Genomic DNA, 22,273 nt, shown 5'->3' on the forward strand with positions numbered 1-22,273 from the left:
ATAGCGACGCTATAACTTTATAAAACATCGCAGAGAAATGATTTTGCTGCGTCTAACAATATCAATGAGATATCTTCGGCCTTAGGCTGGAAGGTATCTTTTTGCTTTTGGGAGGGAGAGACGTCTCGGAAACTATGGGAACTTTAAATCAGGTTATGTGAAGCCTAGAATATGTCAAGCGATTAATTGATACAAATGTTTAATATTTTCCACGAGATGGAAGCTACAAATGTATGGTAAAGTGTACTATATACAAGGTTTTATCCAAATATCCTATCCAAAGTCTCCTGTGCATACCGAATCCGAATTACACGAGGTGAGAAAAATGCTGCAATCGTTAAAAGCCATTGCTAATTACAGGAAAGAAAATGATCTGGCCTGGGATACACCGACTTGGCTAAAGCTGCTTGTTTCGGCTGAGGAGCGTATTGTTAATCTGGAACGCATTCGATCCATAGGTGAGTTAAAGGATGCCAATCCTGTACTGGATTACGTGGAGCGTACGTTGCTTATTTTGGACGGACTTCCATTGTCATTCTGGGTTAAAGAGCTACTGGAGGATGTTTTGGTATGGTCTGAGACAGCCAAAGGAGGCACAGTCCGCGAGCGGCTACGTTGGCAGCATGAGGGCATTAATTTATTTGTACATAATATCGGCTCCTCTCAACTGTATGTTAGACAGGCCCAAGCAGAGTCCCCTGCTTACCCGCGCAATAGCATGACCCGAATTCTGATTGAGACGCATGGATTGATTGGGCAATATATACGGGGAGAAATTCCTTTTGCGGAAAATCGACTGCTGCTTGAAATTACTCGTAAGGGCTGGCTGAGCCCTGAGGAACTGGAGCTTGTTTTACGGGCTCTGAACGAATGTATTATCGCCGGGGTAGAACCTGCACTATGGGACCAAGTACGCGGGGAAGTGGAGGAGCTAATCGGTTGGATTGCATGGGACAACGCACCTGTAGTCTGGAGTGTAAAGGAACGATTGAAGAGATTGCGGTCGGTTTCGATACATGCAGGGGAGCCGTTTGAGCAGGCTTACGCCGAGCTGGAGCGGGAGCTGAATGTAGAGAAGGCGCTGGCTCCGCTAGAGAATCGGACACTTTGGTATGTAGAATCCGCTTTGCAGGATTTTTCACTTCAAGAACTGGTCAAGGTATTCTTACTCACACTGAGGGATGGTACAGGACAGGAACAGCCGGCAACGGTACGGCATATCAGTTTTGAATCGCTTATGAATACGATGTATTATGACTATCGTGGTGTTAAGAAAATTAACGTATACAAAAAACGAATGATAGAAAAATACTTAAGCTCACTGTCCTGGCAGGACATTTCAAAGGGAAAACGGAAGCATAATCCTCATTTGAGTGTAACTGTAGAGCATAAAGAGGAGCTGCCAAGTACCGTATTTTTCAATTTTGTATTTTCATCAGCTGCTGAAAAACTGATCGACTTTTGTATTGAGGCAGAAAAGACGCCTCTGTATGACAAAGCAGTTTTGCTGCTGTTTGATCTGTTCGGCTTACGGCGCGATGCTTATGATCGCTTTCACAATGAGGAGACGTACCTTACAGATATGAACCAGACCGTAGATTTCAAAAGGGTCATTTTGGATTATGTGACTGGAACCCGTATATTGGATATTGGACCTGGCGGGGGCGTACTGCTGGATCTGATCGAGCAGGAAAGACCAGACTCGAAGCCGTTGGGGCTTGATATTTCTGTGAATGTGATTGAGGCGCTTAAACGTAAAAAGCAATTGGAGCACCGTCGTTGGGATGTCATCAAAGGTGATGCGCTTCAACTGGAAGAGTATGTGGAAACGGAGAGCATGGATACGGTTATTTTCTCTTCGATTCTTCACGAGTTGTATTCCTACATTGAACGAGATGGAAAAAGGTTCAATCCACAAACAGTGGAGGCTGCTCTGCGAAGCGCCTATCGTGTACTTGCACCCGGCGGGCGTATCATCATTCGTGACGGTATTATGACCGAACCAGTAGAGCAGCGCAGACGCATTCGATTCTTGGAGCCGGATGGAATGGAATGGCTGATGCGGTATGCGCAAGATTTTGCGGGCCGCCCCATTGAAATAGAGCGCGTAGGTGAGCATGAGGCTGTTTTGCCAGTAAACGATGCGATGGAATTTCTATACACCTATACATGGGGGGCGGAAGCCTATGTACATGAAGTGCAGGAGCAGTTTGGTTATTTTACCCCGTCACAGTATGAAGAGCGTATTCGTAACACACTTGGACCACAAGCGATTATCAGGGTGAGCCGCCACTATTTACAGGAGGGCTATGCCGAGGCGCTGTCCAGCCGTGTTGAGTTCATGGATGAGCAGGGCCAGCGGGTTCCTTTGCCAGACAGCACCTGTCTGATCGTGATTGAGAAGCCAAATCATAGGGATGAAGCAACTAAATGATTTTTAATTTGAACAAGAGAATGCCTTCTGAGGTGTGCCAAGCGCACTGGGAAGGCATTCTTTAAGAAAACGAATGGAGGTGCGTTCATGTCCAAGCAGGTAGTGATATCCGAATATAATTCGCAGTGGGTAGTTGAGTATACACGAGAACGAGAAAAAATGATAGAGGCCCTCGGAGACGTATGTGTCGGCGTAGAGCATATTGGCAGTACATCCGTTCCTGGTCTGGGAGCCAAGGCTATTATCGACATTATGGTTGGAGTAGAAGATTTGGCTATTATTCAATCCGAACAGCGACAGCGTTTACTAGGTATTGAATATGAATATGTACATAAGCCTGATTTTCCAGAGAGAGCTTTCTTTCGCCGTGGAGAATGGGGAGCTGGGACTCATCACTTGCATATTTACAAGTATAAAGATGAGCGTTGGGAAAACCATCTATTGTTCAGAGATTACTTAAAAGCGCATCCTGATAGCCTGCGAGCGTATGATACTTTAAAAAAAGATTTGGCGCATCAATTCAAACATGACCGTGCAGCGTATACCGAAGCCAAAGGACCATTCATTCGGCAGGTGGTTGAGCGGGCGAAGCTTGAAAGATATAGGCAGGGACAGATGAATTCTTAGTACGCATGGACACAAGGTGGAGGAATGATGAAGAATATGATGCTTGATGCACAGGTAACGCCGAATGGCTTAAAAGACAGAATGCTGCTGCTGTCAGCGCTGGACATTATATTGTCTCCAGAAGATTGGTTACGCACGTATCGTATGCAGTCTGAATGGTCTGGTGATGTGTGCCTAGGTGAGGTGAACAACGGCGCTGGAGATACGATTCATATGCTATGGACGTGTGGAGGTGTGCTGTTGAAGGGTTTTGACCACGAATCCCCTGTAAGTCCTCATGCGAGAGACGAATATGAGGTCTGGCCGGGCATGTATGACGGTGTGCCTGATGATATGATGGAGCTTTTGGAAGATGAAGCACTGGAGAAGGAGGACGTTACCTTTTGTATGTGGAGGGAAGCGGGAGATAAGGAGTGGAGTATGGGCAACACGAACTTTCCTGAGGGATATGACGATGGCTCATCCTTTTTGCTGGGGAAAATTATAGCTACACCGGAGGAATATCAGGATTGGGCTGAAAGTTACTATGAGTTGCCGATTTCTCTAGGAGTGGTAAGCCAGATTTTCAACGGCGTTCCGATCACTGCACAGATGATCTCTGCGCTTCATCCACAGCGTAACGTTACGGAAGCGATAAAGGAGCTAAAGCAGCTTGGCGTTCAAGTGCATGAAAGCTAAGAATACAGATTTGTTTTTCTTGACAAGTTTTGTATATAATACAGGAGAAATGCTGGGTTAATCACCTCGAATTAAAGGAGCTGTGTTGAAGATGTCCAAACGTTTGATTCCTTACATCACGATGGATGGAAATGCAAAAGAAGCAATCGAATTTTATAAAGAGGCATTGGATGCTCAACTGCTTTTTATTCAAACCTTTGGGGAAATGCCGGAAAACCCCGATTTTCCCATTCCCGCAGAGGTCAAGGAACGTGTGGGACATGCTACCCTTAAAGTGGGTGAGACAGAGCTCATGTTTTCTGATACCTTTCCCGGATCACCGTTTAGCAGTGGGAATCAGGTGAGCATCTGTATTACAACCGATAGTGTGGAGCAAGCTCAAAAAATGTTTGATGCTCTACAGCAAGGAGGACAGGTGGGAATGCCTTTGCAGGAAACCCATTTTAGTCCAGCTTATGGGAATGTAACAGACAAGTTTGGTGTCACCTTTCAAATGTTCACAGAGGCTCAGTCTTAAGAAATGGAAAACGGCTCGATTCCGCTACTTTAGCGATCTGGCCGTTTTTTGCATGAATGCCCTCGTTCTAGAGGTTTGGCATAACGTTAGTATTATTCAAAGAATAGCTGCATCCCTGGTGCGTCAGCAGGTCTTTCTTGAAAACCAAATTTTTTATAGAAGCTCCGCTTATCTTTTGCACTCGATAACTGGACCCACCTGATTCCGCTTGATTTACACTTTTCGAGAAGCTGAGTTAAAATCACTCGTCCCATCCCCTTGTTTTGATAATCAGGATGAACAATTAAATCACAAATGAAAGTTTGGTAGACTCCATCTGAAAGAATACGACCAAACCCAACTAAATGATCGTTCTCATAGACAGTAATCACATACCAGCTATTACAAATCGCACGGTAGAGTATTTCCGGAGTATAGATTCCATTGCTGTTCCAACCTGTGGTTTCATAGAGTGAAAAGAAATCTTTTTTACGTGGAAGTGTGCTCGTATATTCAAATGGCTTCAATAGCTATCGCTCCTTCAAGCTGACCTTTTTAAAATTAAATATGTGCATATAGTATTCTATATCTTGGCTGTTTTTCAAGCAAAGCTAGCTTTATAGAGCAACCATCTATCAGTGCCAGGTTTACAATGAACGACAAAAAAGCCCTCCAACATGCGGAATGGGCTTTTGTATTCATTAAATAAAATAAGATAAAATACGGATATCTTAGACGCCAAAATTAAAATCATCATCTGTCAGCGGCTCTACATTCATCGCCCGCACATAGCCGTTTCCTTTTTTAGAAAAGAAATCATGCTGCTTAGTGTGAGTGCTGATGCCGTTGAATACAATGGGATTAACTTCCTCTTCTTCAAACAGTGGATCAAAGCCCAAGTTCATCATGGCCTTGTTGGCGTTGTAGCGCAAAAAGACTTTCACATCGTCTACGAGTCCAATAGGAGTGTAAATTTGCTCGGTGTATTGTTCCTCGTTATTGTGCAAGTAGCGCAACAAGCCTACCAGTGTCTGATAAAGATCACGTTGTTCTTCCTCATCCAATTTTGCATAAATCTCCTGTGCCAGTACACCTACGTACACACCGTGAATACTTTCGTCCCGTAGGATCAAATCGATAATTTCCCCACTGCATGTCAACTTGCCCTGGCCCGCCAGATAAAGAGGGTAGAAGAAGCCGCTATAAAATAAATAGCTTTCTAACAGCACCGACGCTGCCATCGCGAGATACAGGTCTTTCGGTGTGTGGATATTCATATAATACTGACGAATGGTTTCTGCCTTGGTTTGGAGATGTGGATTTTCTTCCACCCAGCGGAATACACCGTCAATTTCTTCCGTGGAAGCTAGCGTTGTAAAGATGCTACTGTACGACTTGGCATGAATTTGTTCCATCATCGCCATAAAGCTTAGTACGGCTTTGCGTTGCAGTCCGTCCACATGCTCCATAATTTGCGGCATACCCACGCCGCCTTGAATGGTATCCAGTAGCGTCAATCCGCCCAGCACCTTCATGTAGGCTTCTTTTTCGATATCACTGAGGGTTACCCAGGACATTTTATCGTCAGACAACGGGATTTCATCATCCGTCCAAAATTGCATAATGTTCTGGTTCCAGAACATCAGTGTGAAATCATCGTCCGAGCGATTCCAGTTTACAGCTTGTATACCTGTCATTGTTAGCATTCTCCCTTCAGCTTGCGAGATTCCCTGGAAACAATAGTGCAGGCGAATCATCGTATGCTTGACATACGGAAGCTGTATCCGTGAGGGTCTGTCCAGTCCCGTAAAGGTCTGAACCACACGCTGGATACAGCTTCTAATGCAAAGCATCTATATCTATTCAAAATCTAATTTTTATACTACAGCTTGTTACCCTTTATGCTTTAGATGGAGCAGGTGAGGCACTCTTCCACAGACAGCTTTTTGGTGCGTGTGTAGTATAATGATTTAAGTCCTTTGTGTGCAGCGTACAGATAGCAACGTGCTAACTGACGCGTAGTCACGTCACTGTTCACATGAAGCACGGTCGAAATTCCTTGGTCCACGTGTGGCTGGATTTCTGCAATCAGATCAAGCACTTTGAACTGGTCCATTTGATAAGCAGATTTATAGAAGAACACGTTATCCTTTTGTAAATAAGGCATTGGATAGTAGGTCGTCGAATTGGCATAGGTACGGGTTTCAATCTGCTCAACAATCGGCATGACGCTGGATGTTGCATTTTGAATGTACGAAATGCTAGCAGTCGGCGCAATCGCCATACGATAGGCGTGGTACAGACCATTTTTCATCACATCTGCTTTTAATTTGTCCCAGTCCGCTGAAGTCGGAACATAGATGTCTTTGAACAACTCTTGTACACGTGCAGTTGTTGGACGATAATCTGTGTTCAGGTATCGGTCAAAATATACGCCTGTCGCATAATCCGATTCCTCAAATCCATAAAAGCTTTGTCCAGCTGCTTTAGCGATTTCCATACTTTTTTCAATGGAATGATAGTTCATCGTCATGAAGAAGGTACGGACAAAGTCCTTCGCTTCATTGCTTTCATACGCAATTTTGTTCTTGGCAAGATAGCCGTGCAGATTCATAACACCCAGTCCAACGGAGTGCATTTCACGGTTTGCTTTCGCAACACCCGGTGCATTAGCTACTTGGGTCATATCGCTGACCGAGGTGAGAGCAATCATACCCTCGTGAACGGATTCGCGGATTTTGCCATGTTCCATCACATTTACAATGTTCAGAGAAGCTAGATTACAGCTCACGTCCCGGCGGATGGTATCCTGTTGGCCGTAATCTGTAATTTCGGAAGTTTCCTGCAACTGGAAGATTTCCGTGCATAGGTTCGACATCTTGACTTGACCCACGTTTTTAAGAGCATGTGCCTGGTTCGCGTTACTTTTGTTCATGATATATGGATAACCAGACTCCAACTGAATCATGGCAATTTTCGTCAGCATGTCACGTGCGCTCATCGCTATTTTTTTCTTCACCCGATCGTCAGCGAGCAACGTATCGTACATTTCATCCAAATCCATGTCGTCCAGATGCGTTCCATAGGCTTTGAACACACTGTAAGGAGCAAATACATGCAGCGGTTCATTATCTTGAGCCAGCTTGTAAAAGCGGTTTGGCACCAGCAATCCAATAGAAAGTGTCTTGAGACGTACTCTTTCGTCAGCATTGATCTTTTTGCTATCCAGGAACTCAAGCACGTCCCATCCGAAAATGTTGTAATAGGCTGCCCCAGAGCCTTTACGTTGCCCCATTTGATCCGCATAGGAGAAACCGTCTTCCATCAGCTTCAGCACAGGCATAATGCCTTTTGCTGCGCCTTCTACGCCTTTAATCGCTTCGCCGCGTGCCCGCAGTTTCGACAGGTTGACCGCAACACCGCCCCCGATTTTGGACAACTGCATGCAGGTGTTCAGCACATAGTTGATTGAGTTCAGGGAGTCGTCCATTTCGAGCAGGAAGCAGGATACCAATTCCCCACGGCGGCTTTTGCCTGCATTCAGGAAGGTTGGTGTTGCTGGCTGGAGGCGTTGCTCCATCATCGAGCGGGACAACAGGCGTGCCGTATCGGCGTTACCGCGTCCTAAATGCAGCGCGACAGCAGCAACCCGGTCAGGGTAATGTTCCAGATAGACTTTCCGGTCGTTACTCTTCATTGCATAGTCGGTGTAAAACTTGGATGCTGCCATATAGGAAGGAAATTTAAAATTATAGCTATGAGTGATATGGAAAATATCATTAATTTCGTCAGCCGTGTAGCTGTTATAGAAATTTTCGTAATAATCATTCTCAATCATATACAGCACTTGAGCGGCTGTGTCAGCAAACTTCAAACTCCGTTCCTGAACTTCCTTCATAAACTCTGCTACAGCCTCTTGGTCTTTTTCCAATTGGAAAAAGCCGTCTGTATCGCGTTTCATCAACATGTTGTTCAATTCAATATGCCGCAACTCGGCTCACCTCCTGTTTAAAACGCTCTACATCTCCGAACGTTCCAGATAATTCAAATTTACTAATCACGGGGACATTATAATGATCGGCAATCAAATCCGCACTTTTGGCAAATTTCTCACCCCAGTTACGGTTGCCGCTTGCAGCTACACCAACAAGGTTTTGAGCATTCTTTTTCAAAAAGGAAGATACCCTCTCAGGTATCTGCCCAAACCCGGTTGTATATGTAATAAGTACGTAAGGTTCTTCTATAGTCATTTGCTCCTCGATCTGAACCGCTGGAAGCTTGAGCTTGTTTATAAATCTTTTTACATTGCCGGTCTTCGAATCATATGCAATCAGCATGGTATGCAACCTCCTTAAACAATTAACGAAAAAAGAAAACGCATTGCCTGGGATCTATTATAGATGGAATCCCTTGCTGGCTGCGCCATTTAAGATTTTGACTCTATATTTACATGTATTTTCATACCTGTATCTTCAAGATATCGGGCATAAATACGTTTTTTACACTATATTTAGAGTACATTCTCTATTTTATATCTATATATAGTTTTGTCAATCGGTCTAGAGGGGATCAGAGGACCCAGATCGGGTATAAGTCCAAGCGGGGTGCGGAAAAGAGCGAAAGAACTTTTTTTTCGTAAGTATGTTAAAAAAGTATTGGAGTTTTTGAGGGTGAAGATGTACGATTTGTCAATGGGCAATAGAATGGAAAATTTACATTTTACTGTAGAAAGGATGAAGCGAATGGGAAGTGATTTTATGGAATTTCAATCGTTTAATATGATCTTTTTTATCGTATTTGGACTCATTGCTTTTGTAATGATTATGGGAATTGTCAAAACGATAGGAGCGGGCCTGTCCAATCAAGCAGCTGAACGGGTACAACGTTCATGTAAGGTTGTGGATAAACGGACGAGAGTGCGTGGGGGATCAGGCGATTTTTCAGCTTCGACATATTATTATATCACCTTTGAGTTTGACGGGGGTGAGCGTATGGAGCTGGAGGTGAAGGATACAGACTTTGGTATGATTGTGATCGGGGATCGTGGGGAGCTTCATTATAAAGGTACACGTTTTCTGGAGTTTGTGAGAGTAATGGAAGCGTAAAGGTGTTGGCGGCGAGTTAGTATTGCCAAAACAAATACATAATTGGAGGGAAGATTACGATGCCGCATATCATTGGAAAACGAATAGTATTGAGAGAATACCGTCAAGAAGATATACCAGCTATCCGAAAATGGGTCAATGACCCGGAAATCACACGTGGTTTAAGCGACGTGTTTATCTACCCGCATTCACAGGTGAATAGCGAATCCTTTGTGCAGATGATGATTGACGGCAACCCCGAGATCAAAGGTTTTGTCATTGCGCATAAAGACACACTTGACTATATCGGACAACTGGATTTATTCAAAATCAACTGGGTGAATCGGCACGCCACCCTTGGTGTTGTGATCGGGCGTGACGGCGATCTGGGCAAAGGTTACGGACGGGAAGCGATCCGGTTGTTACAAAAATTCGCATTTCATACGCTGAATCTGCATCGGCTGGAGTTGGAGGTCTATGCGTTCAATGAACGTGCACACCGTTGCTATCTGGCCTGCGGCTTCAAGGAAGAAGGTCGGCTGCGGGAAAAGCTATTCAGGGAAGGGCAATACTATGACATTATTCAGATGGGGATTTTGCGAAGTGAATATAAGGCTGCAGAGCAAGCGACGGAGTCCTGAGAGTGCAACCTCATAAGCTATTTTACTCCGTCAGCTTTCTTCAATTTTTTATGAGTGAAATCACGGGGACTACGCTCATCCTATTTCTATTAGCTAAAGGACTTTCTCTGCAAAGTGCGAACTTCTTACTGGTTGTATTTTTTGTAAGTATTTTTTTGTTTGAGATACCCACAGGGGCGATTGCAGACAAGTATGGCAGAAAAATTTCTGTTATTTTGGGACTTTGCTGTTTTTTAGTCTACAGTGTATTGTTCGTTTGGACAGATCATATCGGGGTGCTTGTGTTCGCGCAAGTTTTTGGGGGTCTGGCTATATGTTTACAATCAGGTTCGTTAGAATCCTGGGTTGTGGAAAACAGTGATAAGCCCATGGAAGTTCTTTTTACAACCTCTAACAGTATACAGTACATTTCGGGATTTATTTGTGGTCTGTTGGGGGCCTTTCTCGCAACCTATAACTATTCACTTCCATGGGCAGTCAGTATTTTATCTATTATTGTATGCATTTTTCTATGTTCCTTTTATATGGATGAGGAGAATGTTGCTCATCGAAAGACGTCTACTACTCGCATTAAAACGATTATCGGAGAAAGCGTCCGTATCGGTTTTGAAAATAAGTCCATCTGGATTGTGTTTATGATTGGTTTATTTATCAGCTTTTCGAACTCGGCGGGGAATACATTTCAACAGCCACGTCTGGTTGGCCTTTCCGAACAAGGAATTTGGATTATGGGGTTTATCAAGGCAGGCTATTCACTATGTATGACTTTGGGAAGTTATCTAGTTCGAAAGCTAGGCGCCCGATACAGTGATGTACATATACTCATGTATGCTTGCGGGATGATTGGGATATGGCTCATTTTAGCTGGTGCGTTCAACACATTTTATCCTGTATTGCTTACCTTTTTGATCTATGAAATTGGACGCGGCATGTACCCGGTTGCCAAACAAATTTTTCTGAACAAAAGAATCTCTAATGAGTATCGTTCTACACTACTATCTCTGGATTCTGCGATTTCACAATTAGGCATGTGCGTAGGTTTAATCGTGACAGGGATCATCAGTCGTAATTTTACGGATTTGTCTTCCGATCAAACACCTATTCAAATATCTTGGGTGATGTGTGGCGGGATTGCGTTGATTCCAATCATTTTATTGTTTTACGTCCATCGTGTTTCAGGGAAAAGTAATTCTTGGAAAGAAAAAGAAACCAAACAGAATATTTAATGTAAAAGTTAATGTAGAAGGGCTGAACAGCATGGTCTGTCAGCCCTATAATATTTCATTAAAAAGCAAACCTTATTTTTCACCGTACCACAGTTTCAGCCGATTTTGGATTAGGCCAGTATAGATTTCTTCAGCCTTTGGCACACCTGCCTGATCCAGCTCTTGGAGCATGCGGTCATACACAGCGTCGAACTGATCTGGCTTGGCGAGTACAGCCTCAGGAATCCGTTTGCGTACAATGTCCTGCGACTTTTGATAAATAACATTGTAATTCGTATCGGTCGGAACAGGCATGTTGTAGGCAGCACCCCACTCTTTTACCGGAAAATCCTTTTCGTTCGGAAACAGGTCTTTCCACGTCTGGGCTTTGTATGCCTGAAGGGACTCTTTTTCGGCTTGACTATAATTTTCGGTAATCATCTCTGGATAATTGGTTGTGTAATAGTTGCCAGAAGGGTCCTTCACGCTATCGCCATAATGTGGCCCCCATATCCAGTACAAACCGATTCCTGACTCTCTGCTAAAAGAAGCGTTATCGGTGTTTTTACGTTGTTGCACATCCGCCGGAATGACTCGTTTGCCGTTCTCTACGTTGTAATGCTGGCCTTCAATTCCCCAATTGCGTAAAATTTGTCCTTCGTCGGAGGCCAGAAAATCCAGAAACTTGATAGCTCGCACCGGATTTTCGCATGAGGTTGTAATTCCGATCCCGGATGCAGTATCGAAGCCAATGGGCTGGAGGGAATGGTCCTCGTATTTTTCATTTAAAGTGACTGGAAAATGGGCGTAAGTGAATTCATCCTTACCTGCTGCCTTGAGCGCATTTTCGGCATCTTGGTAGTTCCATTCCTGATCAATGAGTCCGATGACACGGCCTGCGGCGATTTTGGACTTGTACTGATCACTTTTTTGCACAAAAGTATCCTTATCCAACAGTCCTTCATTGTACATATGGTTCAACCAACGGAAATATTCGCGTTCTTCTGGGCGCTTGTAGTGAAGAATGGCTTTATGTGTTTTAGGATCAATATAATATTCGCCATCGTCGGGTCCACCTGTAGCAGTAACAGCCGGGTTTGTCACTGTAATTTGAATTTTCCAGTCTTCGGCATCAAGTGATAGGGGGATGGTTCGCTGGCCATTGGTGGTAGGGTATTTGGCGACATAATCTTTAAGTGCTTTTTCAAAATCTTGAACGGTGCGGATTTTAGGGTATCCGAGCTTCTTAAGTGCCTGATGCTGAATTTCGAAGCCGGCTTGTGCATCAAACGCGATGTGATCCACACCCAAATTGGTCGGGATCGTGTAAATGGCTGGATCTTCACTACTATATTTAATACGATTAAAATAGTCTCCATACACTTTCTTAATGTTAGGGCCGTATTTATCAATGAGATCTGTTAAGTCAATGAGTGCTCCGGCATCGACCAACTTGCCAATGTCTGATTTGGGGTACACGAGATCTGGATACTCTCCGCTCGCTGCCATTAAAGCAAACTTTTCCTCGCCTCGGCCATTGACAGCATGTTCGGCATTTAGCGTAACACCCGTTTTCTTGATAATTTCCTGCCCGACAGCATCCTTCATGTTGTTCCAGTTAGAGCTGGAATCACCGCCAAAGAAAGTAAATGTAATGGGACTGGTGTCATTAGGATCTTCCTTTTCTGCCTTACCGCCTGTTCCATTCGCGCAGCCCGTTGTAACGAGCAGCAGCAAAGACAGGAGTAGAATGGAGCTCTGTCGTACCGACCTGTTCATGAACATTTGCAAATCCCCCTTAATAAGTATGATTTACACAATGTAAGTGCTTTCAATAGTAAATTGTAGGAAATAAAGAACCTCACGTCAAGTAATTTATAATTGCTTGTTATGCGGTTTGTTTTTTTATTAAGCAAACATATTTTGGTGGAGGGTGTGGATTTGTACAAATCTATCATTTGATGATCTAAAACAAAGTATGCTACGATGGTACCAGTTTATAGGTACACCCGTGTATTAGAAAGATTAAGGTAGAAAAAGATTCCGAATAGGGTTGGGTGAGAAGATGCGTGGAAAAGTAACGTTGCAAGAAATTGCGGATGCGGCGGGCGTTTCAAAGTTCGCTGTTTCGCGTGCACTGTCAGGCAAACCCGGTGTAAGTGAAGAGACAAGGGCGGTTCTGGTCAAGCTTGCCGCCCAGATGGGCTATTTTCGCAGTCATCCCAAAATGACAGGGGTAGAGCCTCGGGACACAGATACCAGAGAATGGTCGGGTACCGTGCTAGTGTTATTTCCGAATATTAGGTACCAGAACAGGGAATCCAGATACTGGGGGCCTGTATTTGAAGGGATTTCCGAGCGTCTGAACCGTAAGGGTATGGATATGATCACGTTAACAGAGCCCTCGACTGAAGACATGTTTTCTTTACTGAATCCAGAATCGATTAAAGGGATTATCACGGTAGGGACGATTTCAACTTCATTGTTGCTGAACATTTATCGGATGGGTATTCCGGTCGTCATGGTAGATCATTGGGATTCTGCATTTTTAAGTGATACGGTGTTTACAGATAATCGCACATGTATGAGTGAATTAATGAAGGACTTGCTGTGCAGGGGCTATACCCGCTTTCAGTTTGTGGGTCATATTGAAGACGCTCACAGTTTCTACGAACGCTGGGAAGCATATCGTTCCACACTGGAAATGAGCGGAGTAGAATTGCGGCAGATTAAAGCTCTCCTTCACAGGGGAGCGCAAGCGCTTGCTGAGGAAATGGAGAAGTTGTCCGAGGACGAACTGCCTGAGGTTTTTGTATGTGCTAATGATGTGACTGCTGCGCAAGTCGTGGATGTGCTGAAAGAAAAGGGGATTGACGTTCCGAGGCGTTGCGGAGTGACCGGGTTTGACGATACGAATGAACAAATGCCGATTTATGCCACGGTGAGAGTGGATAAGGAATTGCTGGGAATGCGTGCAGTGGACCAGTTGTTATGGCGCATAACGAACCCGAACTCGCCTGTCGAGAAAAAGTTGCTACATGCTGAGCTATTCGTACGGGAAGTTCATGCACCCCGGATCCGTCGGGAAAATGATGACCGTGAGCGTCCCATCAGCACAATCACATATAGTTAATGTCCAGATACGTGTTATGACACCATACACCGTAAAGACGAAGGAGGTCGCTTTTAGCCTGTTTAGGGGCAGAGGGCGACTTTTATTTTGTATTTTGTCATTTGTTCTAAAAAACAATTGACTATTTTGTTAGCTTAATGTTATTTTTGTTATGTTACTGACGAATCCAGATGTTCCCAATCGTGCTTATAGGAGGCTTGTAACGATGGTTAATGTGATAGGGTTGGATGGCTGGAGGTTTAGGGAAGCACAAAGTGATGAGTGGCTCAGCGCGAAAGTGCCGGGTTGTGTGCATACTGATCTTTTACGACATGGCAAAATTCCTGATCCGTTTATTGGTATGAACGAGATGGAGGTACAGTGGATTGATAAGCAGGATTGGATATATGAAGCCCATTTTGAGATAAATGCAGATCAGCTTCAATGTCAATGTGTAGAGTTGGTGTTGGAAGGTCTGGACACATACGCGAATGTAAAAGTGAATGGCCAATATGTCTTGTCAGCCAATAATATGTTTCGGGTATGGAGACAGGATGTGAAGGCAATTGTTCAGCAAGGGGAAAATCGGCTGGAAATCAGTTTTCGTTCTCCGATTGCTGAAGATGTACCCAAGCTGGAAAACTTAGGTTATGGACTCCCTGCCCCCAATGATCAGTCCGAGATCGGTGGTTTGTCCGACAAAAAGGTAAGCGTTTTCGCACGTAAGGCTCCCTACCACTATGGTTGGGACTGGGGACCGAGGCTGGTGACGAGCGGTATCTGGAGAGAGGTCCGGATCGAGGCGTGGTCCGGTCTAATCGTGAGAGACTTGTTTATTCGACAGGACGAGGTGAATTCGGTAGGGGCTAAACTCATGGCAGTGGTAGAGATCGAAAATGCAGATGAGATTAGAGATGCCGAGTTGCGTATTTCCGCTGACGGGAAGGTGTGGTCTAAGCCGGTACGGCTGCTGAAGGGGAAGCAGACGGTCGAGCTGGAGCTGGAGATGAAGAAGCCGAAGCTGTGGTGGTGCCGTGGACTGGGGGAGCCGCATTTATATACGTTTGTGGCCGAATTGGTGGAGCAAGAACAAGGAGCTGTAATCGCGGAAAAATCAGTAAAAACGGGACTGCGTTCCATCCGTCTTGTACGTGAACGGGATGCAGCAGGAGAGAGCTTTTATTTTGAGCTGAACGGAATTCCTGTGTTTGCAAAAGGGGCTAACCATATTCCGAATGACAGCTTTGTCACTGAAGTTACGATGGAACGATATCGGTATGAAATTGCCAGTGCAGCCGCCTCGAATATGAATATGCTGCGGGTGTGGGGTGGCGGTATTTATGAACAAGACATATTTTATGAGCTTTGTGATGAATACGGTTTGCTCGTGTGGCAAGATTTTATGTTCGCCTGCAGTATGTACCCGGGGGATGAGGATTTTATGGACAATGTGGCACAGGAAGCCGAGGACAATATTAAGCGGCTGCGTCATCATCCCTGCATTGCCTTATGGTGCGGCAACAATGAGATCGATTCTGCATGGGCGCATTATGAAGAGAATGGAGGCTGGGGCTGGAAAAAGGACTACACACCTGAGCAACGGGAACGCCTATGGAATGATTATGAAACACTCTTTCATCGGATTCTACCGGAGGCGGTACACACCTGGTCTGCGCAGACAGCCTATTGGCCCTCCTCCCCGCTGATTGACCTGACCAGAGATCGGAACCAGCATGCCCATCGGTCTTCAACTGCAGGTGATATTCACTATTGGGGTGTATGGCACGCGTCTGAGCCGTTTGAGAATTATCATGTACATGTGGGCCGTTTTATGAGTGAATATGGTTTTCAGTCCTTTCCTGAATACAAGTCTGTTCGTACTTATGCGGAAGAGAAGGATTTGGAGCTGGAATCTGAGGTGATGCTGGCACATCAGAAGAACGATGCGGGCAATCGTCTGATTAAAGAATATATGGAGCGATACATACGAGAGCCAAAGGATTTTACATGTTTTCTTCACATGAGCCAAATTTTACAGGCAGAGGCAATGAAAGCAGCTATAGAGGCGCATCGTCGTCACAAGCCCTATTGCATGGGAACATTATACTGGCAAATGAATGACTGCTGGCCCGTTGCCTCCTGGTCGAGTATGGACTATTTTGGTCGTTGGAAGGCGCTCCAATATACGGCTAAGCGCAGCTTTGCTGATGTGCTGTTGAGTGCAACCGATACAGAACAGGGGAATAAGGCCCTGCATCTAGTCAACGATACACTAGAGCCGATATCGGGTACGCTGCGGCTGACTCTTTTGCATATCCGTAGCAGCCAGGCAATTCATGAAGAGAACGTTAAGGTAAAGCAACCAGCAGGCGGTGCAGGAATTGTACATATACTGCCTATCGACAAATGGCTGAGTGGCCTGAACCGTGCGGAGCATATGCGGGTCGCGCGTCTAACGCAGAATGGTGAACAGGTGGCCTCTGGTGAAATTTATTTTGCAGACACGAAAGAGATGGATTTACCGCAGGCAAAAATTGAAGTGACAGAGATTCAGGGAAGCGGGGGCAGCAGATTCATGCTGTGTTCGGATGTACTTGCTAGGCACGTGTGGCTATCGGCAGAGCAGGAAGGTATTTTCAGCGACAACCATCTGGATCTAGCTCCTGGTATTCCGAAGACAGTGGAATTCTTGGTCATGCGCAACGGTTCATCAGCATTTGTGACAGCTGCGCCGGGTACATTGACAGTACATTCGTTGGTCAATTGGATACAAGGTTAGACAACAGTAAAAGCTTATCCGTCTTTAAGTAGATGATGGATAAGCTTCTTTTATAATATAAATTTGTTTTATGATATGTAGAGCGTCTTCATAATGTTAATATACATAACAAAAGAGAACTTGGGAGTTAAGTGATAACAGATCATTTGTAAGAAATCTATTTATTTAGCCTCTAACTGTTGGAATATAAAAAAAGCATACGGTCGGCCGAGAACTTGTAGAGGAAATCCGTCAGTTGGGCTTTAGCAGGGTGGAGCTGAACTATAACATTACCCGGGAAATGCTAACGACGATTGAACCTATGATTGAGCGGGGAACAATGGCATATCGAGTGTGCACAATACATTTCCTCATACACCAGATCCGGATTACGGCACGAATTCCGTTCTGCTCGGGTTTGACGATGAAAGCAAGCGACAACGTGTAATAGAGCTACTGGTGCAATCTGTGGAATATGCGCATCATTATGGGCAAAAGCGGTAATTGTGCATCCCGGACGCCGGATGGCGAATGGACGGGGTTAGTGACGAAATTTATAATGCCGTTAGCGATATTACGCTAATTCATACTGCCCGAATATTAAAACTACCGGAGCTACGCCTTTACCTGTGAGTGAAGTCTAAAACACAGTAAGCATCTATTTTTCGGGGATGAAGTCCATTCCCGGAGAACGGATGTTTTTTTGTGTTCATTGATGCAGAGGTAGAGCGCTTCCATTGAGCTTGAAGCCATTGTGGTGTACACTGTCCAGAACAGGTGTAAATTGGAACGTCAGGAAGGCAGGACGGTTACAAGGAGGGAAAGACACATATGTATGCCCGTTTAAGATCGTTAAATTATCCACTAAAACTCTATGTTTTTTTAGCACTGGCCTTATGCTCCGTAATCAGTACATTGTGGATCATTAACGTGCGACTGCCCTCAGGGGGCCGCCCTTATCTTTTTATTTGGTGGAATATGATGTTGGCCTGGATTCCTATGCTGTTGACGTTACTGCTTGATGTAATGTACAGCTCGTGGAGGCGGGGAACGAGGACATTTTTACTCTGGGTTACGGGGGCGGCATGGCTTTTCTTTTATCCCAATACACCCTATTTGATCACAGATTTGCTGCATGTATTCGCCAGATATCCATTTCTCGGGGAGCAACGTTTCTGGGGCAATCCGTACTTTTGGAATCATGTACTGGGAATGCTGCTGGTAGCCGTACTTGGCCTGACAATGGGTTTTGTATCGCTCGAATCCGTACGACAGTTGGTACAACGTGCACGTGGTGGGCTTGTTAGTTGGCTGTTTATGCTGGCGGTACTCTTGTTGAGCAGCCTGGGTATTTACATTGGACGTTTCTTTCGAGGGAACACATGGGATATTGTTTCTGCGCCCTCTCAACTGTATGCACAGGTATCTTCCATATGGGCAGACTCCTTGCAACGTACTCATTTTGTGGAGTTTAGTGGGATGCTATTCGTCATTTTGCTCGTCAGCTATGTATCCACGATGTGCGTAGTCTGGATGGGGAACAACCGCCAGGACGAATGGCGTCGCTGGTGATTTGATTGCAGCTGAGTGGCTGAATATCATCAAAAAATGTAAAATCAAAGGAGGAGTAGCTACAATGAACGGACAGAATCGATCCGATATCCGCGCTGGTCTTCAGGTGGATATTGTGCTTAAAAAGGATCAGTCTACTGGTAAGTTGACGCGAGGAACGGTGAAAGATATTTTGACCAATTCCCCGCGTCATCCGCATGGAATCAAAGTGCGTTTGGCAGACGGACAGGTTGGGCGTGTCAAACATATCGTAACGAACGAAGGATAGAGCTTTGGGTGAGGAGGAATGAAGATGAATCAGGCAACGGCATGGTCTAAAAATGATCGCTACCCGCTTGTTTTACTTGTATTGCTGGCGCTTGCCCTCATTTGGTCTTTAATTCGCCCGGCGGATCATTTTACATGGGTACTGGAAGTTCTCCCGGCAGTTTTGGGAGCTGTGCTGCTGGCGGCTTTGTACCGTAGATTTCGGTTTACCAATCTGGTATACACCCTAATCTGGCTGCACGCATTGATCCTGATTGTCGGTGGACATTATACCTATGCCGAAATGCCACTGTTCAACTGGATTCGGGATACGTTCGGACTGGAGCGCAATTATTATGATCGACTTGGGCATTTTGTACAAGGTTTTGTACCTGCACTCATTGTCAGGGAAGTGCTGTTGCGTAAAACGGCCTTGGGAAGCGGGAGCTGGCTCACTTTCCTCACGGTTAGTGTGTGTCTTGCGATCAGCGCTGTGTACGAGCTGATTGAGTTTGCTGTAGCCAAGGCAACCGGAACGGCAGCAGAAGCCTTTTTGGGCACACAGGGAGATGTATGGGATACCCAATGGGATATGCTTCTTGCGTTCATCGGCGCCTTGACCGCAGTGATTTTGTTGAGTGGGGTACATAACAAGCTACTGAAGCAATTAAGGTATTAGCAGAATTTATTTAACCCGCCACTATCATGCTATCTGAAATTTCGCTGTTTATGAAGGCTACATTCGCGTCATGGGACGGCTGTCGAGGTGTAGGGTTGCTGCGTCCATGTAGCTGTCCAGTAGCCGTTCAAAAATACGGTCCCATGTCTGCTCCAGGCTGTAGGCTCTACCAGCTCTGGACATAGCATCGCGAAGTGAGGCATCCTCGTACAACAGCTGTACAGCTTTGGCAAAGGCAGCGGCGTCCCCAGCAGGACACAATAACCCTGTATTTCCATGGATTAGATTATCTTTTACCCCGCCTTCATTGGCACCGACCACAGGTGTACCGCTCGCCATAGCCTCCAGTACAACATTGCCGAATGTTTCCGTGGTGGAAGGGAAGAGAAAAACGTCGGCTGCGGCGTAGAGTTCAGCTAATTCCGGCCCTTTCACAAAACCAAGCCAGTGGACTGCATGCTCCGGCACCCCTAGATCCGCTGCAGTTTTGACCTTATACAATGGACCACCTCCTGCAATGACCAGCACAGAGGCTGCGCGGACGTCGTCGGGTAACTGGAGATAGGAATCCAGTAACGTGTCTATCCCCTTTTCCGGTGCAAGCCTGCCTACATACAAAATAACAAATGCATCTGCATGAACGCCCCATTTCTTCCAAACTGCATTACGGTCCACCTTTGGTTGGAATCGGTCAGTATCAATGCCTCTACTCCAGATTTCGAGCTGTCCCATTCCTTTATTGCGCAACAATTCCATGGTTGATTGAGAAGGGACATATACCCTTTCGCAATGTCTGTGAAACCAGAGCATGTATTTCCATAACGCAGGTTCAAGCCAGCGAAGCTTGTAATATTCGAGGTATTTATCAAAATGGGTGTGATATGAGGCGACGAGTGGAATATGGTGTTTGGCTGCGTAGCTTGTTCCATACAGGCCAAGGTTAAATGGAGTAGCGACATGAATCAGATGCGGGGAAAAGGCTGACAGACGCTCGTTGATCTGTTTGGCGTTGGGGATCGCAAGTCTGCATTCCCGGTACAATAAAAAGGGAATACTCCGAAATCGCTCTACACCCGGCCCAGAGGGCAGATGATGGTCTGCCTCCGGTGCGAAGACGAGCGTAGATACTCCATGTGTCTCCAGATAGCCAATCCATCGTTCCAGGGTCAGAGCAGCGCCATTCACGTCAGGCGTATACGTGTCCGTAAATAATGCAACTCGAAGCATGCCTTCATTCCTCCTCCGCCATTCTCATTTATCCTATGACGTTCCAGGGGAGTCCGCTTGGAGGCTCCGGCTTTTATTGTGTCATGATTTTGTTTACGGGCTTGCCGGGTTTTGTAAAAGCTGGCCTGCGGACGGGCGCTTTTCTCGGAACATTCTGTAATAGACGAGGGAGGACAAAATATAGAAAACACCTGTCATGCTAAATGTGATAGCATAGCCCCAGTAGTTTCCATAAGTTGTAACCAAATAGGCTTGTACAGGTCCCATACCTGCGGTGCCTAGCATCCAGGTCGTCTGGAGAATGGAGTTGGCAATGCCGCGATTTTTATCTGACACACGTTCGACGAGAATGGCGGTTTGCAGCGGATTGGCTGCATTCATTAGCGCTTGCCTGAATAGAAAGCTGATGGAAGCTATCCATAGCACGTTCGTAAAGCCTGTAATGAGAAGGAAGGGTAGCGAAAGCAGTTGGAAGCCAACTACAGCTCTGACCAGTCCAATCCGGCTGCCGAGGGTAGGCCCGATCAACATGGAGAGGATGGTCATGAGCTGGCCGAGTGCAATCAGTAAACTCATTGCGCTGAGCGATACGGAGAAGCGGTTCGTAAAATACAAATTAAGATACGGGATGACCAGACCTGAACCTAACCCAAGAAAAAACTGGGCCAGAACAAATTGTCCAATAACCCGGCGATCAGAAGCAGCAGCAGGCGTCTCCAAGGCAGGGATATCGGATGTACTGTGCGGTGTATGTACTTGTTCTGTTTCTGTTTGAGGTGAAGATTCGGCAGGAGCTGGTGCTTCTAAGGTTGCCGTAGTTTTTGTGATGAACAATAGAGGAATAAAGGCAGTCAATGTTGCCATTCCTCCAAGGAACAGAGCAACCCGCAGACTGGATAGCGGTGTGATTCCCCACGTCTGCAGCCCATCTGCGAGTACGCCACCCCCGAAGCTGCCCAGGACTTGAGCTGCCAGTACAAGAGCAGAGTAATAGCTGAATATTTTTAAGCGCTGGGATTTACTAATGCTTTCCGCTAAAAAAGGCACAGCCAGCACCTGAATAAAGGCGGCGAATACACCTGAGATTACGGCAAATACCAACATGCTTCCGCTGGTATCTGTAAAGGTACGGGCGAGAAAGGCCAGGCCGCTGAATAACGCGCCGATGACCAGCATATTTTTGCGGCTCGTCCGATCCCCCAAAAATCCGACCGGAATGAACAGCAACGCCGTCGCTAGCGCCTGCATGCTGACCACTTGGCCGTTCATATCATCGTCAAAGCCAAGCCCTTGGATATACAGGTTATACAGTACAGAAAACATTCCTGTACCCATCTGGTACAGCAGATTGGCCATAAAAAACAATCGGATATTACGCGGCCACTTTCGAGGCTCTTCTAACATTTTGCTAATCCATGACACGATGAGTTCCTCCTGTGACGTTGTTGCAAATAAGTTAATACTGTTGATATGTATTCTATCAGGAACTGTACATTTCATAAATATTCCTGATC

19 protein-coding genes and 1 pseudogene are annotated in these 22,273 nt (G+C 45.5%); 13 read left to right on the top strand and 7 right to left on the bottom strand.

From position 1 onward, the window contains the following. Positions 1–325 precede the first annotated feature (325 nt). The 4 genes from AOU00_RS22020 (at position 326) to AOU00_RS22035 (ending at position 4,256) form a co-directional block, all read left to right on the top strand. Positions 326–2,434: a class I SAM-dependent methyltransferase gene (locus tag AOU00_RS22020; protein WP_069292103.1), complete on the top strand. Its 2,109-nt coding sequence runs from the start codon at positions 326–328 to the stop codon at positions 2,432–2,434. 87 nt (positions 2,435–2,521) lie between these two features. Beyond that, complete coding sequence (locus AOU00_RS22025; RefSeq protein ID WP_069291655.1) at positions 2,522–3,061, top strand: GrpB family protein; 540 nt, start codon at positions 2,522–2,524, stop codon at positions 3,059–3,061. Between the two features lie 27 nt (positions 3,062–3,088). Further along, a complete protein-coding gene (locus tag AOU00_RS22030) occupies positions 3,089–3,739 on the top strand; it encodes a hypothetical protein (protein WP_069291656.1) in 651 nt (216 codons plus the stop codon). A 91-nt stretch (positions 3,740–3,830) separates the two neighbouring features. Continuing rightward, positions 3,831–4,256 (top strand): VOC family protein, encoded by a 426-nt coding sequence (locus AOU00_RS22035; protein WP_061828563.1) that lies wholly within the window; start codon positions 3,831–3,833, stop codon positions 4,254–4,256. A gap of 92 nt (positions 4,257–4,348) precedes the next feature. Here the strand turns inward: AOU00_RS22035 and AOU00_RS22040 are convergent, their stop codons facing one another. The 4 genes from AOU00_RS22040 to nrdI all read right to left on the bottom strand — a co-directional run bounded on the left by AOU00_RS22040 (position 4,349) and on the right by nrdI (position 8,572). After that, positions 4,349–4,762, bottom strand: a complete 414-nt coding sequence (locus AOU00_RS22040; protein WP_061828562.1) for a GNAT family N-acetyltransferase — start codon at positions 4,760–4,762, stop codon at positions 4,349–4,351. 204 nt (positions 4,763–4,966) lie between these two features. Further along, positions 4,967–5,932: a class 1b ribonucleoside-diphosphate reductase subunit beta gene (gene nrdF / locus AOU00_RS22045; protein WP_069291657.1), complete on the bottom strand. Its 966-nt coding sequence runs from the start codon at positions 5,930–5,932 to the stop codon at positions 4,967–4,969. Between the two features lie 209 nt (positions 5,933–6,141). Beyond that, positions 6,142–8,226, bottom strand: coding sequence for a class 1b ribonucleoside-diphosphate reductase subunit alpha (gene nrdE / locus AOU00_RS22050; RefSeq protein ID WP_061828561.1), 2,085 nt, complete (start codon positions 8,224–8,226; stop codon positions 6,142–6,144). Then, positions 8,213–8,572, bottom strand: a complete 360-nt coding sequence (gene nrdI / locus AOU00_RS22055; protein ID WP_016819181.1) for a class Ib ribonucleoside-diphosphate reductase assembly flavoprotein NrdI — start codon at positions 8,570–8,572, stop codon at positions 8,213–8,215. The genes nrdE and nrdI overlap by 14 nt, the downstream gene beginning before the upstream one ends. 405 nt (positions 8,573–8,977) lie before the next feature. Here nrdI and AOU00_RS22060 point away from each other — a divergent pair, with 405 nt between their 5' ends. From AOU00_RS22060 to AOU00_RS22070, 3 genes are read left to right on the top strand one after another with little or no spacing between them, the layout of a single operon-like run. Next, entirely contained in the window at positions 8,978–9,340 is a 363-nt protein-coding gene (locus AOU00_RS22060; RefSeq protein ID WP_069292104.1) for a DUF2500 domain-containing protein, read from the top strand. Positions 9,341–9,399: 59 nt separating this feature from the next. After that, positions 9,400–9,960, top strand: coding sequence for a GNAT family N-acetyltransferase (locus AOU00_RS22065; RefSeq protein WP_069291658.1), 561 nt, complete (start codon positions 9,400–9,402; stop codon positions 9,958–9,960). 2 nt (positions 9,961–9,962) lie between these two features. Beyond that, positions 9,963–11,186, top strand: a complete 1,224-nt coding sequence (locus AOU00_RS22070) for an MFS transporter (protein ID WP_069291659.1) — start codon at positions 9,963–9,965, stop codon at positions 11,184–11,186. 72 nt (positions 11,187–11,258) lie between these two features. Here AOU00_RS22070 and AOU00_RS22075 read toward each other — a convergent pair whose 3' ends face one another. Next, complete coding sequence (locus AOU00_RS22075; protein WP_069291660.1) at positions 11,259–12,950, bottom strand: ABC transporter substrate-binding protein; 1,692 nt, start codon at positions 12,948–12,950, stop codon at positions 11,259–11,261. 280 nt (positions 12,951–13,230) lie between these two features. Here AOU00_RS22075 and AOU00_RS22080 point away from each other — a divergent pair, with 280 nt between their 5' ends. The 6 genes and pseudogenes from AOU00_RS22080 (at position 13,231) to AOU00_RS22100 (ending at position 19,532) form a co-directional block, all read left to right on the top strand. Beyond that, the gene (locus AOU00_RS22080; RefSeq protein ID WP_069291661.1) at positions 13,231–14,298 is read left to right on the top strand and encodes a LacI family DNA-binding transcriptional regulator; all 1,068 of its coding nucleotides are present in this window, start codon (positions 13,231–13,233) and stop codon (positions 14,296–14,298) included. Between the two features lie 205 nt (positions 14,299–14,503). Further along, the gene (locus tag AOU00_RS22085) at positions 14,504–17,056 is read left to right on the top strand and encodes a beta-mannosidase (RefSeq protein ID WP_069291662.1); all 2,553 of its coding nucleotides are present in this window, start codon (positions 14,504–14,506) and stop codon (positions 17,054–17,056) included. Positions 17,057–17,197: 141 nt separating this feature from the next. Continuing rightward, positions 17,198–17,553, top strand: a pseudogene (locus tag AOU00_RS25975) (sugar phosphate isomerase/epimerase); the annotation flags it as partial. A gap of 313 nt (positions 17,554–17,866) precedes the next feature. Continuing rightward, positions 17,867–18,607: a DUF1361 domain-containing protein gene (locus tag AOU00_RS22090; protein WP_039270086.1), complete on the top strand. Its 741-nt coding sequence runs from the start codon at positions 17,867–17,869 to the stop codon at positions 18,605–18,607. A gap of 64 nt (positions 18,608–18,671) precedes the next feature. Continuing rightward, positions 18,672–18,875, top strand: a complete 204-nt coding sequence (locus AOU00_RS22095; RefSeq protein WP_039270088.1) for a YwbE family protein — start codon at positions 18,672–18,674, stop codon at positions 18,873–18,875. 24 nt (positions 18,876–18,899) lie between these two features. Then, positions 18,900–19,532 (top strand): DUF2238 domain-containing protein, encoded by a 633-nt coding sequence (locus tag AOU00_RS22100; protein WP_039270090.1) that lies wholly within the window; start codon positions 18,900–18,902, stop codon positions 19,530–19,532. 57 nt (positions 19,533–19,589) lie between these two features. Here AOU00_RS22100 and AOU00_RS22105 read toward each other — a convergent pair whose 3' ends face one another. Both AOU00_RS22105 and AOU00_RS22110 read right to left on the bottom strand, forming a co-directional pair. Next, a complete protein-coding gene (locus AOU00_RS22105; RefSeq protein WP_039270091.1) occupies positions 19,590–20,759 on the bottom strand; it encodes a glycosyltransferase family 4 protein in 1,170 nt (389 codons plus the stop codon). Between the two features lie 93 nt (positions 20,760–20,852). Continuing rightward, entirely contained in the window at positions 20,853–22,181 is a 1,329-nt protein-coding gene (locus tag AOU00_RS22110; RefSeq protein WP_039270093.1) for an MFS transporter, read from the bottom strand. Positions 22,182–22,273: the final 92 nt, after the last annotated feature.

The sequence above is a fragment of the Paenibacillus polymyxa genome (assembly GCF_001719045.1).
Lineage (GTDB): Bacteria > Bacillota > Bacilli > Paenibacillales > Paenibacillaceae > Paenibacillus > Paenibacillus polymyxa_B.